Source organism: Nonomuraea sp. 3-1Str, assembly GCF_031570565.1.
GTDB lineage: Bacteria > Actinomycetota > Actinomycetes > Streptosporangiales > Streptosporangiaceae > Nonomuraea.
In genome coordinates this window covers 593,653-609,928 of the sequence record NZ_JALHBK010000001.1, presented here as the reverse complement: position 1 = coordinate 609,928, position 16,276 = coordinate 593,653, and the positions used below count along the sequence as shown (strand labels likewise).

The 16,276-nt window shown below is 71.8% G+C and carries 12 protein-coding genes; 8 read left to right on the top strand and 4 right to left on the bottom strand.

From position 1 onward, the window contains the following. The first annotated feature begins 76 nt into the window (after positions 1-76). A complete protein-coding gene (locus MTP10_RS03205; protein WP_310707416.1) occupies positions 77-877 on the top strand; it encodes an SDR family NAD(P)-dependent oxidoreductase in 801 nt (266 codons plus the stop codon). Here the strand turns inward: MTP10_RS03205 and MTP10_RS03200 are convergent. Further along, complete coding sequence (locus MTP10_RS03200; protein ID WP_310707415.1) at positions 858-2,825, bottom strand: NAD(P)-binding protein; 1,968 nt, start codon at positions 2,823-2,825, stop codon at positions 858-860. The genes MTP10_RS03205 and MTP10_RS03200 overlap by 20 nt on opposite strands. A gap of 388 nt (positions 2,826-3,213) precedes the next feature. Between MTP10_RS03200 and MTP10_RS03195 the strand changes: the two genes are divergently transcribed. Then, positions 3,214-3,858: a hypothetical protein gene (locus MTP10_RS03195; RefSeq protein WP_310707414.1), complete on the top strand. Its 645-nt coding sequence runs from the start codon at positions 3,214-3,216 to the stop codon at positions 3,856-3,858. A gap of 77 nt (positions 3,859-3,935) precedes the next feature. Here MTP10_RS03195 and MTP10_RS03190 read toward each other — a convergent pair whose 3' ends face one another. Together MTP10_RS03190 and wecB are read right to left on the bottom strand one after the other, a co-directional pair. Continuing rightward, positions 3,936-5,972: a glycosyltransferase gene (locus MTP10_RS03190; RefSeq protein WP_310707413.1), complete on the bottom strand. Its 2,037-nt coding sequence runs from the start codon at positions 5,970-5,972 to the stop codon at positions 3,936-3,938. Positions 5,973-6,066: 94 nt separating this feature from the next. Continuing rightward, positions 6,067-7,197 carry a non-hydrolyzing UDP-N-acetylglucosamine 2-epimerase gene (gene wecB / locus MTP10_RS03185; protein WP_310707412.1) on the bottom strand — a complete coding sequence of 377 codons (1,131 nt, stop codon included), beginning with the start codon at positions 7,195-7,197 and terminating at the stop codon, positions 6,067-6,069. A 56-nt stretch (positions 7,198-7,253) separates the two neighbouring features. On the opposite strand from wecB, the gene MTP10_RS03180 reads away from it, so the two are divergent. The 6 genes from MTP10_RS03180 (at position 7,254) to hisC (ending at position 15,075) form a co-directional block, all read left to right on the top strand. Beyond that, positions 7,254-8,921, top strand: coding sequence for a glycosyltransferase family 4 protein (locus MTP10_RS03180; RefSeq protein WP_310707411.1), 1,668 nt, complete (start codon positions 7,254-7,256; stop codon positions 8,919-8,921). 136 nt (positions 8,922-9,057) lie between these two features. Next, positions 9,058-10,305 carry a nucleotide sugar dehydrogenase gene (locus MTP10_RS03175; protein WP_397334410.1) on the top strand — a complete coding sequence of 416 codons (1,248 nt, stop codon included), beginning with the start codon at positions 9,058-9,060 and terminating at the stop codon, positions 10,303-10,305. A gap of 19 nt (positions 10,306-10,324) precedes the next feature. Continuing rightward, entirely contained in the window at positions 10,325-11,413 is a 1,089-nt protein-coding gene (locus MTP10_RS03170; RefSeq protein ID WP_310707534.1) for a glycosyltransferase, read from the top strand. Positions 11,414-11,456: 43 nt separating this feature from the next. Then, positions 11,457-13,265, top strand: coding sequence for a DUF4434 domain-containing protein (locus MTP10_RS03165; RefSeq protein ID WP_310707410.1), 1,809 nt, complete (start codon positions 11,457-11,459; stop codon positions 13,263-13,265). Positions 13,266-13,319: 54 nt separating this feature from the next. Next, positions 13,320-13,985 (top strand): NrtR DNA-binding winged helix domain-containing protein, encoded by a 666-nt coding sequence (locus MTP10_RS03160; RefSeq protein ID WP_310707409.1) that lies wholly within the window; start codon positions 13,320-13,322, stop codon positions 13,983-13,985. Between the two features lie 25 nt (positions 13,986-14,010). Further along, complete coding sequence (gene hisC, locus MTP10_RS03155; protein WP_310707408.1) at positions 14,011-15,075, top strand: histidinol-phosphate transaminase; 1,065 nt, start codon at positions 14,011-14,013, stop codon at positions 15,073-15,075. A 37-nt stretch (positions 15,076-15,112) separates the two neighbouring features. Here the strand turns inward: hisC and MTP10_RS03150 are convergent, their stop codons facing one another. Next, positions 15,113-16,093, bottom strand: coding sequence for an EamA family transporter (locus MTP10_RS03150; protein ID WP_310707407.1), 981 nt, complete (start codon positions 16,091-16,093; stop codon positions 15,113-15,115). Positions 16,094-16,276: the final 183 nt, after the last annotated feature.

Sequence of the window (16,276 nt, the reverse complement as noted above, 5' to 3'; positions counted from 1 at the left end):
TTGTGTAAATACACCTCCGGAAGATCGCACAGGAGACTAGCACCGTTTAAGGTTCCGGCGCAGTGGGAGGAACAGGATGATTAGCGTGATTACTGGGGCAAGCTCCGGGATCGGGGCCGCCGCGGCGGCCGGGCTTTCCCGCCGGGGGCACCGGGTGGTGCTCGTGGGCCGTGACCGGCGGCGGCTCGACGAGGTGGCGGGCGGGCTGCCCGGCCCCAGGGCCGACGTGCTGACGTGCGACTACACCTCGCTCGACGACGTGCGGGCGCTGGCCGACCGGCTCGCCGAGCGCTACGAGCGCATCGCGGTGCTCGCCAACAACGCCGGGGTGATGAGCACGGAGCGGAAGGTGACGCCCGACGGGCACGAGCTCATGGTTCAGGTCAACCACCTGGCCCCCTTCGTGCTGACCCGGGCGCTGACGGGCCGGGTGGACCGGGTGGTGACCACCTCGTCGCGGGCCGGCAGGACCGGCCGGCTCGACCCCTCGGACCTGTCGCGGGAGCGGCGGCGGTGGAACGGCTGGCTCCAGTACGGCGACACCAAGCAGGCCAACGCGCTGTTCACGGTCGCGCTGGCGGCGCGCGGGGTGGCGGCGACCTGCTTCCACCCGGGCGTGATCCGCACCGGGTTCGCCTCCGGCTCGCTGCTCATGCGGATCTTCCTTGCCATGCCGGGGTACGCCAAACCACCGGAGCACGGCGCGCGGTCCCTCGTCCACCTCGCCACCCACGCCGACGGGGCGGAGCGCGCGGGCCGCTACTTCGCCGGCGGGGCGCCCCGGCGGGGGCCGGCCGCCATGGCCGACCCGGCCCTGGCCGAGCGCCTCTGGGAGGCCAGCCTGGCGGCCGTGGAGGTCAACGGGACAGTTCGCTGACGGCCCGGTGGGCGGCGGCCACCGCGGCGTCGAACCCCGCGCCCGGCACCGCGTCGGCGTTCGCGATCGCGATCCGCCCGAACGGCCGCCGGGCGGCCTCGGCCGGGAACGGCCCGTCCGGGTAGAAGTCGTGCCACGGCCTGCGGTACTCGGGCGCGTACCCGTGTCCCCACCGGTTCACCGTGACGGCCTCGATGTCGGCGGCCGGGTCGAACCCGTGCGGCTCCAGCAGCCGGGTGAGCTGATCCCGCACGGTGAACTCCAGATGCTCGTACGAGGTCTTGAGCAGCGCCTGACGGCCCGCGGCGGCCCCGCGGTCGGGCCCGAGCTCCGACCGGCACGGCGCGGCCACCAGATGCGCCAGGATCGGCTCAGAGGGGTCCCTGGGACTCTGGTAGCCGGGAGTGCTCACCGGCCTCCCCAGCTCCGTCTGACACCAGTACGCGCCCGTCCAGCGGACCGCCCGCAGCCCCGCCGCGTGCCATGCCCGCCAGTCGCGCAGCCGTACGGTGGCGTGCAGCACGGGTGTCTTGACCGCGGCCCGCAGCGCGCGCAGCTGGTCCTCGGGCAGCTCGGGAACGAGGTACGGGATGACGGTGTGCCAGCAGGCGAGCACCACGGCCCCCGCGCTGACGGTCCGGAGCCGGTAGCCGTCGAAGTAGCCGACCGTCGCCGTGGAGGCGGCCTCCGGATCCGCGCCGCGCGGATCGCCGTCGTTGCGCACCGAGACGACCGGGCTCGACAGCCGGAAGCGCACCCGGTTGCCGGGCCGGTCCAGCCGGCCGTAGTCGTAGGAGGCCGCCGTGACGCCGTCCGCGGAGGTGGACCCCGCGAAGCCGGGGATCATCCGGCCCACCAGCATCCGCACCAGCGCCTGGTTGCCCTCGGGGAAGCGGAGCGGGGCCCCCGCGTCCCACTCCTTGCGGACCGTGGGCGAGTTGAACCGCGACGGCTTGCCCCTGCCGAGCCCGAGCCCCTGGAAGCCCGGATAGTCCCAGTGGCGGGCGGTGCCCCAGGCGTCGATCGCGCCGAAGGAGTCGGCCCCGTACCCCCACCGGGCGCTGGGCATCGTGCGGCAGAACCGCTCCACGTCCGGGTGGACCCCGCACACCTCCAGCAGGAACGCCGAGTACGTCAGCTCCGCCAGCCGCCCCTCCTTCTCCTCCCGCGACAGGCCCGCGAGCCAGTCCGGCGGGTCGGTGTAGAGCATGACCAGGTCCTGGCGGGCCCGCTCGTCGATCGGCAGGCGGCTCACCCACTCCTCGGCCTGCACACCGGCCTCGAACCGCACCAGCCGGTCGTGCCCGAACGTCTCCTTGTCGCACATCACGCCCCTGCGCAGCCCGAGACCCGGATAGAGCGTCCGGTCGGTGTAGCCGGCGAGCGTGTCCGGCTCGACGCCGAGGAGCGCGAGCAGCTCCTTGCCCTCGGGCGTCCACGCCTCGGGGGACCCGAGCGACGGCGAGCCGCCCGGCCCGATCAGCGGCCCCGGCCGCCCGCCGCCCCGGAACTCGTTGCGCCGCGCGTGCCCGCCGATCTCGTCGTGGTTGTCGAGGATGAGCACCCGGGCGCCGGGGTCGCGCCGCAGCCACTCGTGGGCCGCGGCCACCCCGCTGACGCCGCCGCCCACGACCACCAGGTCGTAGGCCTCACCCGTGGGGTGGGGCGCGCCCGCGTGCTCCCAGAAGCGGCCGTCGCGCAGCGCGTGCGGCACGCTGAGCGCGTCGGGGTCGTCTCCCCTCAGCCCGGTGAGCGCCGGCGGGTAGGGGATCTCCGCGCGCCCTTCCGGGCCGCCCCCGCCGTGCCCGCCGCGCAGGAGCGGGATCCCGGTGACCGCGCCCACCGCCGCCGCGCCCGCGGTCACGGCGACTCCGTCGAAGAAGTCGCGGCGCGAAATCAGCCGGTCCATCCCGAGGTCGCGCGCCCGGCGCGGGTCGATGTCGCCCATGTGCTGGATGATGATGACGCCGGGCAAATGCGGCGCTACGCCGCGCAGCGCCCCGAGAAACATTTTGCGCGACCTGTCACGGTGAATTGCCGCTTTGCGGGGCGTGCACCCGTTCCGGCCCGGTGAGGGGAAGAGGCGCCGGTCGTCGCTGGTGGCGACCGTACGGTGACGCCCCCGCCCGGAACTCGCCCGGAACTCGCCCGGGAAGTCGCCCGGAACTCGCCCCGGAATGGGGGTGAATGCATATGGCCGCCATGAAACCGCGCGATTCCGTGAATAGCGCTGTTGCCCGGCCCCGCCCGAGCCCTTTCCTCTAGCGTTCGGAAATATGCTGGGAGAGTCGAATCGTCAGTCCACCTTCAAGGTGTTCTCAGGGATATGCGCGGGCGTGACGCTCGTGGCGGGATGCGCCGCGGGGGAGAGCGCCGGGGCGTCCGGGTCCAATCCGGCGCGGGTCGCCGCCGCCACCGCCGAGGCGGGCAGGCTCCGCGCCATCCTGCTGCCGCCGCCGCAGGGCATGCGGGTGGTCCACGGGCCCGAGACCGGGTTCTTCGGCTCCCTGGAGTCGACCCGCAAGGGGCTGGCCGCGGTCCGCGCCGCGAGCGCGGACCGGCCGGAGTGCGCCAAGGCGGCGCAGCTCGACGCCACCGAGCCGACCGTGGCGAGCGCCCCCGCCGCGGTCGTCGCGTTCGCCTCCGACAAGGGCTCGATCACCGAGGCCATCGTGTCGATGCCCACGCCCGGGTTCCCGGCGCCGCTGCCGAAGCAGTGCACCTCCTACACGGCGGCCGTCAACGGCACGAAGGTGACCTACCGCACACGGGAGCTGTCCATGCCGCGGCGCGGCGACCAGTCGCGCGCCTACCTCACCACCGCCGCGGGCGGCGGCCAGGACGTCCAGGTGGGCACCGTGCTGGTCCGCCGGGGCAAGGCCGTCATGAGCCTGCTCGTGGTGGGCCACAAGGTCAAACGCGAGGGCCTGTACGAGCTCGGCCGGCTCGCCGACGAACGTCTGGCGAAACTGCACGGCTGAGCCGCCCGCCGGCCCCCGCCACCGCACAGCCGGGGCCGGCCGCGCGGCTTCGGGCTTCGGCCTTGGGGCTTCGGGCTTCAGATGAGGACGTGGTCGTCCGGGCGGCCGACGAAGGAGAACTGGGCGTTGCGGGTCAGCTTGATGTGGTCGGCCTGCCAGGTGTGCATGCTCGCGTCGGCGCTGCGCCAGTAGACGAAGTTGAACCGGTCGGCCGAGTAGATCTTGACGCGGTCCTCCTTCAGCCGCCGCACGAGGTGGGTGTCCTCGCCCCGTGTGATGTCGGCGAAGCCGTACGAGCGGAACATGTCCGCCTTGCCGAGGAACGTGCCGCCCTGCACGAGGAACGAGTAGCGGTGCTCCAGGCCGGGCAGGCGCAGCATGGTGGTGTTGCTGCCCTCGAAGTAGGAGTAGTGGGCGCCCTTGCCGGTCAGCTCGGCGTCGGTGTAGTCGAAGGCGCGCACCAGGTCCGACAGGTAGTGCTCGCCGTACAGGTTGTCGTCGTCCATCTTGGCGATCAGCTCGCCCTCGGCGGCGGCGATGCCGAGGTTCATGCAGGCGCCGAGCGACAGCTCGGGCGCCGCCGGCAGGACCACGACGTCGGTGATGCCCGCCATGCGCGCCTTGTCCGCCACCACGACCGGGTCGATGTCGAGACCGTGCAGGACCATGACGAGCTGGAGCGGCCGGTGGATCTGCCGGGCCACCGAGGAGATGGCGTGCTCGATCTGCGAGGCGCGGTTGGTCGGCAGCACCACCGAGATCGAGCGCGACCGCGACGGCACCGGCCGGCCGAGGAAGCCCAGGATCTGGTCCACCCGGTGCGAGAACAGGTGCTTGTCGAACACCTCCCGCATGGCCAGGTGCCCCATCCGGGCGCGCAGCTCGGGGCTGTTGATCAGGTGCAGCACCTGGTTGTACGACTCGATCGGCTCGCGGGCGATGGGCACCAGGTCGCCGAAGGTCTCCTCGATGGCCCGTGACCAGCCGGAGACGACCGGGGTGGAGCAGGCCGACAGCTCGAAGACCCGGCGCGCGCACATGGTCGGCGAGTCCAGCACGGAGTTGACGTTGAGGAAGACCTTGTACATCCGGTACGCGGCGAGCATCCGGTCGTAGGGCAGCTCGCCGACGATGTGCGGACGGTACTTCTCCGGCCAGGCGTACTTCTCGTCCACCTCGCCGTTGCGGGCGAAGATGTGCAGGCCCAGCTCGCGGACCGGGTCGAGCACGACCTCCATCTGCTCGCGCCGCTCGGGGTGCTTGTCGCGGAAGTACATGCCGGCGAAGACCACGTCGTGCAGCCGCCCCTCCTTCTGCTGGATGGGGTTGTGCACGCGCGGCTGGGCGGCGAACTGGAGGACGTCCACCCGGTCGTGGCCGAGCACCTCGCGGTACTTCGGCACCATGTCGCCGTCGCAGGTGAAGACGTAGTCGAACAGCTTGGCCGTGTCGATGAAGAAGTCGAAGTTGGGCGGGTCCTCCTTGTTCCAGAAGACCGTGGGGATGCCCTCCGCCCTGCACCAGGCCACGAGGTCACGCAGCGGCTCCTTGGGCGCGTTGGTGCCGGTCATCTGGTAGCGCCAGCGGCCCTGGTTGCCGTGCCAGGCCGACTCGCAGAACAGCACGTCGGGCCGCTTCTCGGCGAAGATCTCCGGCCAGTCCTTGAGCCCGAACTCGATCTGGTCCCACTCGTAGCGGAACGCCATCCGGGAGAAGTCGTCCAGGATGACCGCGACCTTCAGGTCGGGCCGGTTGACGGGGCCGGAGGGCCACTTGACGGCGGGCACGTCGACGAGCGGCGGCCGGTGGTTGGCCGTCTCGATCGCCTCGCTGACCGGGACAGGCGGCTTGGGGGCGCGGTCCTTGGACCTGACCGCCTCCAGCACCTTGCCGGGCCGCTTGGTCCCGATCGCCTCGCCCAGCTTGAACGTCCGCTTGGCCTGGGTGGCCTCCAGCTTCCACGTGGCGTAGGCGGCCCTGGCCTCGGCGATCTCCAGGCGCCGGCGCAGCTCCCTCAGCTCGGTCTCGTAGCGCTCGACGACCTTGCGCTCTTCCGGGAGCCAGTTGACGGGGCCGAGCCGCTGGAAGGCAGGCTCTTCGGGAGTTTCGGCCATGGGGATGCTCGCCTATCGCTAGCGGAGAGATGTCATGGTACGCGGAGCGTGGGGGAGCGCGCCGGTGAAGCGGCCAAAAGCCGTACGAAAGGGGCTATTCCGACCGGATGCCCTGGGAAGCCGGCGAGAGGTTGTCGCCCTTGAGCCACGCCGAGATCACCCGGGCGATGCGCGGCCCGGCGGCGCCGTCCCACAGCGGGGGCAACTCCCCCGACGGCGTCGAGGCGCCGTCGGCCAGCGCCTTCTCCGCGGCGGCCGGCAGCAGAGCCGGCGTGACCAGCCGGTTGGTGCCGTGGGTGATCGTGACCGGCCGCTCGGTGTTCGGCCGCACCGTCAGGCACGGCACGCCGAGCATGGTGGTCTCCTCCTGCACGCCGCCCGAGTCGGTGACCACCAGCGCGGCCCCGCGTACGAGGGAGAGGAAGTCCACGTAGCCGAGCGGGTCCACGACCTGGACCGACGGGCCGTCCACGAGTCCGGCCTCCGCCAGCCGGGTGCGCCCCCTCGGGTGGATCGGCACGATGATCGGGATCTGCCGCGAGACCTCCAGCACCGCCGAGACCAGCTCGGCCGCCGCCTCCGGGGTGTCGACGTTGGCGGGCCGGTGCAGCGTCGCCACCGCGTAGCGCTCGGGCGCGCCCAGCCGCGCCACCACGGGCGCCGGGTCCAGCGACGGCAGCGCCGCGAACAGGCTGTCGATCATGGGGTTGCCCACCAGGTGCAGCTTCGAGGCCGGTACGCCCTCGGCCGCCAGGTACGACAGCGCCTCGGGGGAGGTGGCGAACAGCAGGTCCGACAGGGAGTCGGTGACGATCCGGTTGACCTCCTCCGGCATTCCGCGGTCGAACGAGCGCAGCCCCGCCTCCACGTGCGCGGTGCGGACGCCGAGCTTGGCGCAGACGAGGATCGCGGCCAGCGTGGAGTTGACGTCGCCGTAGACCACGACCAGGTCCGGCGCGTGCTCCAGCACGACCTCCTCCAGGCCGACGAGCAGGGCCGCGGTCTGCTTGGCGTGGGTGCCGGAGCCGACGGCCAGGTTGGCCACCGGCTCGGGCAGCCCGAGGTCGGCGAAGAACACGTCGGACATCAGCGCGTCGTAGTGCTGACCGGTGTGGACGATGCCCTGCCGCACGCCGAGCTCGCCGAGCGCTCTGACCACCGGGGCCGCTTTCACGAAGTTGGGCCGGGCGCCCAGGACGTGCAGGACCAGGGGGTTCTCCCTCATTGACCTCGCCTTTCGGTGCGGAAGGGAAAAAACGCTGCCTATGGTACGGTCACCGCGTGGTATCCGACGCCAGTCGACCAGACTCCTCCAAGGTTTCCGCCAAGTCCGCGCGTGCCGGTGTCGGTGGGCTGCTGAAGGGCTTCGTCCAGCACCCGATCCTCGTCTCCAGGGTCGTCTACACCAAGGTCAAGTCCGACCCGGTGCGGGTCGCGCAGGCCGCCGCCGAAGCCCTTCCGCCGAGCCTTCGCCCCGTCGTCGGCAAGGTGGCCTGGCCCGCCGCGCGCCGCGCCCGCCGGGCCGTGCGCAAGTTCGGCATGCGGGTCATCAGGGCGCCGTGGGACGAGGCCAAGGAGCACTGGAACGCCGGCCGGGTCAGCATGGCCGCGCAGGTGCTCGAAGCCCACACCAAGTACCCCTTCGTCAAGCGCCGGGCCGCCTACTACCGGGGTGAGCTGGCCGCCATCAGCCCCGGCCCCATCCCGCCCGGCGCCAAGGTGTCCGTCGGCGAGCGCGTCGAGGGCCGGGTGCTGCACTGCGTCACCAACGCCCTGCCGTACACCCAGGCGGGCTACACCGTCCGCACCCACCGCATCGTCACCGCCCAGCAGGCCGCGGGGCTCGACCCGCACGTGGTGACGAGCTGGGGCTGGCCGATGTTCCAGGGCCACGCCGACGCCACGCCGTACGAGGAGATCGACGGCATCCCGTACCACCGGCTGCTGCCGGACGGGCACGGCGACATGCCGTTCGAGATGCGCGGCCGGATGGTGCGCGGCGCCGACGCGGTCACCGACCTGGTCAAGGAGCTGCGCCCGCAGCTCCTGCACGCCGCCACCGACCACCGCAACGGCTCGGTGGCGCACGCTGTCCGCGACCGCACCGGCACCCCGTACGTCTACGAGGTGCGCGGCTTCCTGGAGGAGACCTGGGCCTCCCGCGACCCGATCCGCGTCGGCAGCGAGCGGCACGTGCTCCAGCGCGAGCGTGAGGCGTTCCTCATGCGCGAGGCCGACGCCGTCGTCACGCTGGCCGAGACGATGGCCGCGGAGATCGTCGAGCGCGGCGTGCCGAGAGAGCGGATCTTCCTGGCCCCCAACGCGGTGGACGACTCGCTCCTGAGCACCCACTACGACGGCGCGTCCTTCCGCAGGAGCATGGGCATCGGTGACGACGAGATCGTGGTCGGCTCGGTGTCGAGCATCGTGGCCTACGAGGGCTTCGCCACCCTGCTGCGGGCCGCGGCGCTGCTGCGCGACCAGGGCGCGCCGGTGCGCGTCCTCATCGTCGGCGACGGCGCCGAGCGCCCCAACCTGCTGGAGCTCGTCGAGGAGCTCTCGCTGACCAGCGCCGTCCTGCCGGGCCGGGTCGGGCCCGACGAGGCGCTCCAGGCCCAGGAGGCCATCGACATCTTCATCTGCCCGCGCGAGGACCTGCGCGTGTGCCGTCTCGTGACGCCGCTCAAGCCGGTCGAGGCGATGGCCCTCGGCAAGCCCGTCGTCCTCAGCGACCTGCCCGCGCTGTCGGAGCTGGTCGGCTCCGACGGCGCGGGGATGCTCGTGCCCCCTGGCGACCCGGCGGAGCTGGCCAAGGCCATCGCCGGGCTCAGGGACGATCCGGCCAGGCGCGCGGAGATGGGCGAGGCCGGTCGCGCCGAGGTCGCGGCCAAGCGGACCTGGGGCCGCGTGGCCGAGACCTACCGGGACCTTTACCGGTCGCTCACCTGATGCCGGCCTCCGGATTGCCTGTCTGTTACGACAGGTTCAGCGGCATTAGGCGTGAGCTAGGTGGACTTGAGATAACCTTTGCGACCATGAAGTGTTGTTTCCGTCTTTCCAAGGCACTGCTGTGACAGAAATAGACTTGTCTGTCATCGGCCTGGGGTACGTCGGCATGCCGCTCGCCAAGGAGGCGGTGGCCGCCGGACTGAAGGTCGTCGGCGTCGACGTCGACCCCGCCAAGGTCGACGCGCTCAACGCCGGACGGTCCTACATCGACGACCTGTCCGACGCCGACCTCGAGCACATGCTGGCCAACGGTTTCAGCGCCACGCTCGACGAGTCCGTCCTGGCCAGGAGCAACACGATCGTCATCTGTGTGCCGACTCCGCTGGACGAGGACCACCGCCCCGACCTGTCCGCGGTCGAGGGCGCCACCAGGACCGTCGCGCGCAACCTGAGCAAGGGCACGCTGGTCGTCCTGGAGTCCACCACCTGGCCGGGGACCACCGACGAGGTGGCCCGCCCGCTGCTGGAGACCTCCGGCCTGGTCGCCGGCGAGGACTTCCACCTGGCGTTCTCGCCCGAGCGCATCGACCCGGGCAACCCCAAGTTCGGCCTGCGCAACACCCCGAAGGTCGTCGGCGGCTACACGCCCACCTGCCGCGACCAGGCGACCTCGTTCTACGGCCGCTTCATCGAGCAGGTCGTGCCGGTCAGCGGCACCCGCGAGGCCGAGATGGCCAAGCTGCTGGAGAACACCTACCGGCACGTCAACATCGCCCTCGTCAACGAGATGGCGATCTTCTGCGACGAGCTGGGCATCGACCTGTGGGAGTCGATCGAGGCCGCGGCCACCAAGCCGTTCGGCTTCCAGAAGTTCCTGCCCGGGCCCGGCGTGGGCGGCCACTGCATCCCCGTCGACCCGTCGTACCTTTCGTACACCGTGCGCAAGCTCGGGTACCCGTTCCGGTTCGTCGAGCTGGCGCAGGAGATCAACGAGCGGATGCCGTCGTACGTGGTCGCACGAGTACAGCGACTGCTGAACCGGCATAAGAAGCCCGTGAACGGCGCCAAAGTGGTTATGCTCGGCGTCACCTACAAACCGGACATCGCCGACGAACGCGAGACTCCTGCCCTCCCCGTGGCCCGTGCGCTGCTGGAACTGGGCGCCGATCTCTCGTTCGTGGACCCGTATGTCAAGGAATGGTCGGTCGACGGCACACCCGTGCCGCGCGAAGAGGATCTGGCCGAGGCCGTGGTCGGCGCCGACGTGACGCTGCTGCTCCAGCAGCACGCCGCGTTCGACCTCGACATGGTCGAGGCGAAGGCCAGGCTCGTTCTCGACACCCGCGGCGTGCTCGCCGAGGGTGAACGCGTCGAGCGGCTGTAGCGACGGAGGGTTGCGCGCTGTGCACGTGCTCGTCATGACGGTGGTGCATAACCCCGAGGACGCGCGGATCCTGCATCGGCAGATCCGCGCCCTCGTGGACGCCGGTCATGAGGTCACGTATGCGGCGTCCTTCACGGCGCACGGCATCGTGCCCCGGCCGTGGGTCAACGGCGTGGACCTGCCCCGGGCCGCGCAGCGCAAGCGCCTCGCGGCCGTCTGGGCTGCCCGCAGGCTGTTCAAGCGGATGCGCGACAAGGTCGACCTCGTGCTCATCCACGACCCCGAGCTGCTGTTCGCGGTCTGGGGGGTGCGCAACAGCCCGCCCGTGGTGTGGGACGTGCACGAGGACACCCCGGCGACGCTGTCGCTCAAGCCGTGGCTGCCGTCGTTGCTGCGCCCGCCGGCCCGCTTCCTCGCCCGCATGCTGGAGAGCATGGCCGAGCGCCGGATGCACCTGCTGCTGGCCGAGACCGCCTACGCCGGCAGGTTCAAGCACGCCCACCTCATCGTGCCCAACGAGACGTGGGTGCCCGACTCGGTCACGCCGCCGGGCGACGACCGGGTCGTCTACCTCGGCTGGCTGTCCAGGGCGCGCGGCGTCATGGAGGCCATCGAGGTGGCGCGGCTGCTCCAGCCGTACCGGGTGTCCGTCGAGCTGATCGGCTACGCCGACCCGCAGAGCCGCCCGCTGCTCAACCAGGCCGTCACCGAGGGCCTGCTGGAGTGGCGCGACTTCATGCCGAACGACGAGGCGCTCAAGCGGCTCGACGGCGCCCTGGCGGGCCTGTCGCTGCTGCACGACGAGCCCAACTACCGGCACTCCATGCCCACCAAGATCATGGAGTACATGGCGCACGGCATCCCCGTCATCACCACGCCCTCGCCCCGCGCCGTCGAGCTGGTCGAGCGGTACGAGAGCGGCGTCGTGGTCCCCTGGGAGGACCCCAAGGCCGTGGCGCGGGCCGTCCTCACCCTCCGGGACGACGTCAGGGAGCGGCGGGCGCAGGGCGCGCGCGGCTACGCGGCGGCCCGGTCCAACCACCACTGGCCCAACTCGGCCAAGCGGTTCGTCGCCCAGCTCGAAGCCTGGGCCGCGGGCCTGCGCTAGCGGCTGACATCCGGTATATCCCGAGGGCGGTAGGTTCCTGAACGTGCGCTGGCTCTTCGTGCTCGTGGGCGCGGCGATCCTGGCGGCCGTCGCGGCCGTGGTCGTCGTCCTCCCGTCGGATCGGCCGTCCAGGCCCGTCAGCCGGCAGACCGTGCCGACGCCCTCCGCCACCTTCCCGACGCCGCAGGTCAGCGCGGTCACCGACTCCTGCGGCACGTTCGACACCGGCGAGAAGGCCCCGTACGCGGTCACCGGCTACTGGGTGACGCCCACCTCCAACCCGTGCACCTGGCGCAAGCAGCTCCAGGAGATCCACAACGTCGGCGGCGACACGGTCATCAGGATCGGGTACGGCCTGCAGTACCGCGCGGTGGACGACGAGGGCCGCGTCCTCGACAAGGACGGCGAGCTCGACCCCCTCTACAGGGACTGCGAGGAGGACGGGCTGTCCTGCCACGACGCGGCCGAGCGTGACCTGAAGAAGGCCGGCGCGGGCAACCGGGTGGCCCGCACCTACGTCTACCGGACCGACGAGGCGTTCGGCGACGACCTGTTCCGCTGCGCCACGATGGAGCACCGGGTCATGTCGGCCAAGCGCGTCTACTACCGCCTGCTGGCCCCCATGGACGGCTCCGACGACGCCACCTGCGACTTCACCAAGCCCCGGCCGTACGACCTGATCATCGTCGCCGGCGCGACCAGGAAGGGCGACGGCGAGGTCAAGGACAGCCTGACCACGCTGCTGGACCTCGGCGACCAGTTCGGCATCCGGATCTTCCCGGCGCTGCCGCTGGCGCCGCGCCAGCGGGACAACCAGACGAGGGCCAACCCCGAGCACATCGACACGCTGACCACGCTGACCCGCCGCATCCTGCAGGACTACGGCGTCCGCTTCGCCGGCCGCGACTCGCTCGGCGGCGTCTACCAGCCGTTCGAGGTGCAGATGGCCGCCACCCTCGCCACCAACCCCACCCTGCAGGTGTACGCCGGCCAGCACGACATCGTCCAGCAGGAGCTGCCCGGCAAGCCCATCCTCATCAGCCCGTACCTGGACGCCCGCAAGCGGGTCCCCTTCGGCCAGACGCCCAAGCAGGTGGCCGCTGCCTTCAAGGCGCTGGCGCTGACGGGCGTCGGCATCATCGCGCCGCAGGACAGCCGCGGCACCGGCAAGGTCGGCCTGTTCTGGCCGGACGAGCGCGACCAGGAGGTCGACGAGCGGCTGCGGCCCGTCGTCGGCGAGAGCACGTACGGCACGGCGTACCACGGCTCCACCCGCGACTACTACCGCGAGATGGCGCTCGTCCGCGAGGAGCTGGTCAAGGGCGGCCGCGACGTGGACCTGTGGGCCAACGTCGAGGCGTTCGAGCCCTCCGGCGAGGAGCCGTGCGCGGCGCAGGGCTCGCGCGGCAAGACCGACAAGAAGCGGCTCGACCAGGCTGTCACCATGGCCGGCCGGTACGTCCAGAAGATCGTCTCCTACATGTGGAGCGACTTCATGACCTGCGGCTCGCCGTCCCTGGAGAGCGAGGTCATGAAGGACTGGGCCCGGCCGATCGCCGTCGACGCGATCCGGCGCGGGCGCGACGTCCAGGACGGCATCGAGGTGCGCGGCTACCACCTCAAGGGCGGCACCGTGACCGTGGAGTGGGAGAGCGGAGCCCGGGACCTGGACGTGGCCGCCGTCGGCTGGCTGGACGACGACCCGCTGGAGGAGCTGCCCGAGGGCATGCAGACGGCATGGGTGCCGTTCGACTGGGCGCAGGTGCCGCCGGGCGCGTGGGTCCAGGTCGGGGTCAAGCTGCCGTCAGGCCAGGAGACCAGCGAACGCCTGCACGTCCGCATCACCTCGTGACGTCAGCCCGTCATGCCGTCACGCGGCCGGGCGGGGGCGTGTAACGTGCAGGCCATGGTCCCGAGCGTCCCGGTCAGCGTCGACCTGGTCGTGCTGACCGTGCGCTGCCAGGCGCTGTGCGCGCTGGTGTGGCGGCGCGACAACCCGCCGTTCCTGCGCCGCTGGTCCCTGCCGGGCGGGTTCGTCCAGCTCGACGAGGACCTGCCGGCCGCGGCCCAGCGCATCCTGGCCGAACGGGCCGGCCTGCCGGGCGCGCCCGTCCACCTGGAGCAGCTCCAGACCTACGGCTACCCCGACCGCGACCCCCGCCAGCGCGTCGTCAGCGTCGCCTACCTCGGCCTGGCCCCCGACCTGCCGGCCTCGGAGAAGGCCCACATGAGCTGGCGGCCGGCCACCGAGCTGGCCGTGATGGCCTTCGACCACCGGCGCATCATGCTCGACGGCATCGAGCGGGCCCGCGCCAAGCTGGAGTACACCTCGCTCGGGGCGGCCTTCTGCCCGCCGGAGTTCACCGTGGCCGACCTGCGCCGGGTCTACGAGATCGTCTGGGGGCGGACCCTCGACCCGCGCAACTTCCACCGCAAGGTGACCAAGGCCGAGGGCTTCCTCGTGGAGACGGGCGCGTCGACGACGCGTGACGGCGGCCGCCCCGCCAAGCTCTACCGGCGCGGCCCCGCCGAGCTGCTCCATCCGCCCATGCTGCGCTCCCTGAAGGAGTAGGCACGGACGTCGTTAGAGTGAGGGCATGCCTCGTTTCCGCCCCATTCTCGACACCATGCCGCCCTACCGGCCGGGCAAGGCCGTGGCCACCGCCGACGGACGGTCGTACAAGCTGTCCTCCAACGAGTCGCCCTACGACCCGCTGCCGTCCGTGGTCGAGGCCATCGCCGCCGGCGCCCGCCAGGTCCACCGCTACCCCGACCCGGCCGCCGTCGCCCTCACCGAGGCCATCGCGGAGCGGTACGACGTCCCCACGGGGCACGTGGCGCTCGGCGCGGGGTCCGTCACCGTGGCGCAGCAGCTCTTCGAGACCGTGGGGGAGCCGGGCGCCGAGGTGGTGTACGCCTGGCGCTCCTTCGAGGCGTACCCCCTGCTGGCCGACCTGTCCGGCGCCACCTCCGTACGGGTGCCGCTGGCGGGGGAGGACCATGACCTCGACGCCATGGCCGAGGCCATCACCGAGCGGACCCGCATGGTGTTCGTGTGCAACCCCAACAACCCGACCGGCACCGCGATCCGCCGCGCCGAGCTGGCGGCGTTCCTCGACCGGGTGCCCGGTGACGTGCTGGTGGTGCTCGACGAGGCCTACCGCGAGTACGTCCGCGACGAGGACGTCCCCGACGGCCTGACCCTCTACCGCGACCGGCCCAACGTCTGCGTGCTGCGCACGTTCTCCAAGGCGTACGGCCTGGCGGGGCTGCGGGTCGGCTACCTGATCGGGCACGAGCCGGTCGCCGACGCGGTGCGCAAGACGATGGTGCCGTTCGCGGTCAACCATCTGGCGCAGGTCGCGGCGGTCGCCTCCCTGCGGGCGGAGGACGAGCTGCTGGAGCGGGTGGACCGGGTGGTCAAGGAGCGCACCCGGGTCCGGGAGGCGCTCATCGCCCAGGGCTGGACCGTGCCGCCCACGGAGGCCAACTTCGTCTGGCTGCGCCTGGGCGAGCACACGCTCGACTTCGCCGCCGCGTGCGCGGTGGAGGGCGTCGCCGTGCGGCCGTTCGGGGGCGAGGGGGCCCGGGTCTCGATCGGCGACCCGGAGGCCAACGACGCCTTCCTGAAGGCGGCGGCGGCCTTCCACACCCGGCTCTGATCCCTCCCTGGCCGGGGCCGTCCGCTCCTCGGACTCGTCAGTCGTGCGGGGCCTCGGCGGGCTGCCGGGCGTCCCGTACGGCGTCCGCGCGCGGCGTGGTCTCCTCGTGTTCCGTCCGGCGGCCCCTGCGTTCGGTCGAGATGACCAGCGCGACCCCCACCAGGATCACCAGGCCGCCCGCGATGATCTGGACCGTCACCTGCTCGCTCAGCACGAGGGCGCCCAGGACCACGGCCACCACCGGGTTCACGTACGCGTAGGTCGACACGAGTGAGATGGGCGCGTTGCCGAGCAGCCACGAGAACGCCGTGAAGCCGACCAGCGACCCCACCAGCACCAGGTAGACCAGCGCCAGCCACGACCTCCCGGTGACCGCCGAGACGTCCAGCCGCTCGCCCGTCGCGACGCCGAGCAGCAGGAGCCCGGCGCCGCCCGCCAGCATCTCGACGGCGCTCGCGGCGAAGGCGTTGGCCGGCATCGCGATGCGGCTCGACAGGAACGATCCCACCGACCACGACAGCGAGCCCACCAGGACGATCACGATCCCGGTCGTGCTGCCCGCCTGGCCGCCGGTGAGCGAGAGCGCCGCCACCCCGGCGAACCCCACCAGGACGCCGGCGAGCGTCAGCGTCTTCGGCCGGTCCCGCACCACGAACCTGAACACGACCAGCCACAGCGGCACCGACGCCACGAGGAGCGCGGCCAGGCCGCTGCTGATGTACTGCTCCGAGACGGCCAGCATGCCGTTGCCCAGCGTGAGCAGCAGCAGCCCGACACCGGCCGCACCGAGGAACTCCCGCCGGGTCATCCGGAACGCCCCGGTCCCCGACCTGGCCAGGACGATCCCGCCGAGGAGCAGCGCGGCGACGAGGAACCGCATCGCGCCGCTGAGCATGGGCGGGATGGACTCGACGGCCACGGCGATGCCGAGGTAGGTCGAGCCCCACACCACGTAGACGATGCCGAGCGCGCCCCAGATGAGGAGGGGAGCCCGGCGGTCAGGTGTGTTCTCGTTCATGGGTCATGACGATAGCGGCCGGCACCGACAGAAAACCCGCAGATATCGGACAACCAATTGGCGGGATCTCATCGGTCGCGGACCTGTCCGCCACTGTCGCGGGACACCCGGTCGTTGCGAGGATTCCGCTGAAGCCGGACCCCTGGCCGGGAGCCGGCTCCGCGCATCCGATGCATCGGATGC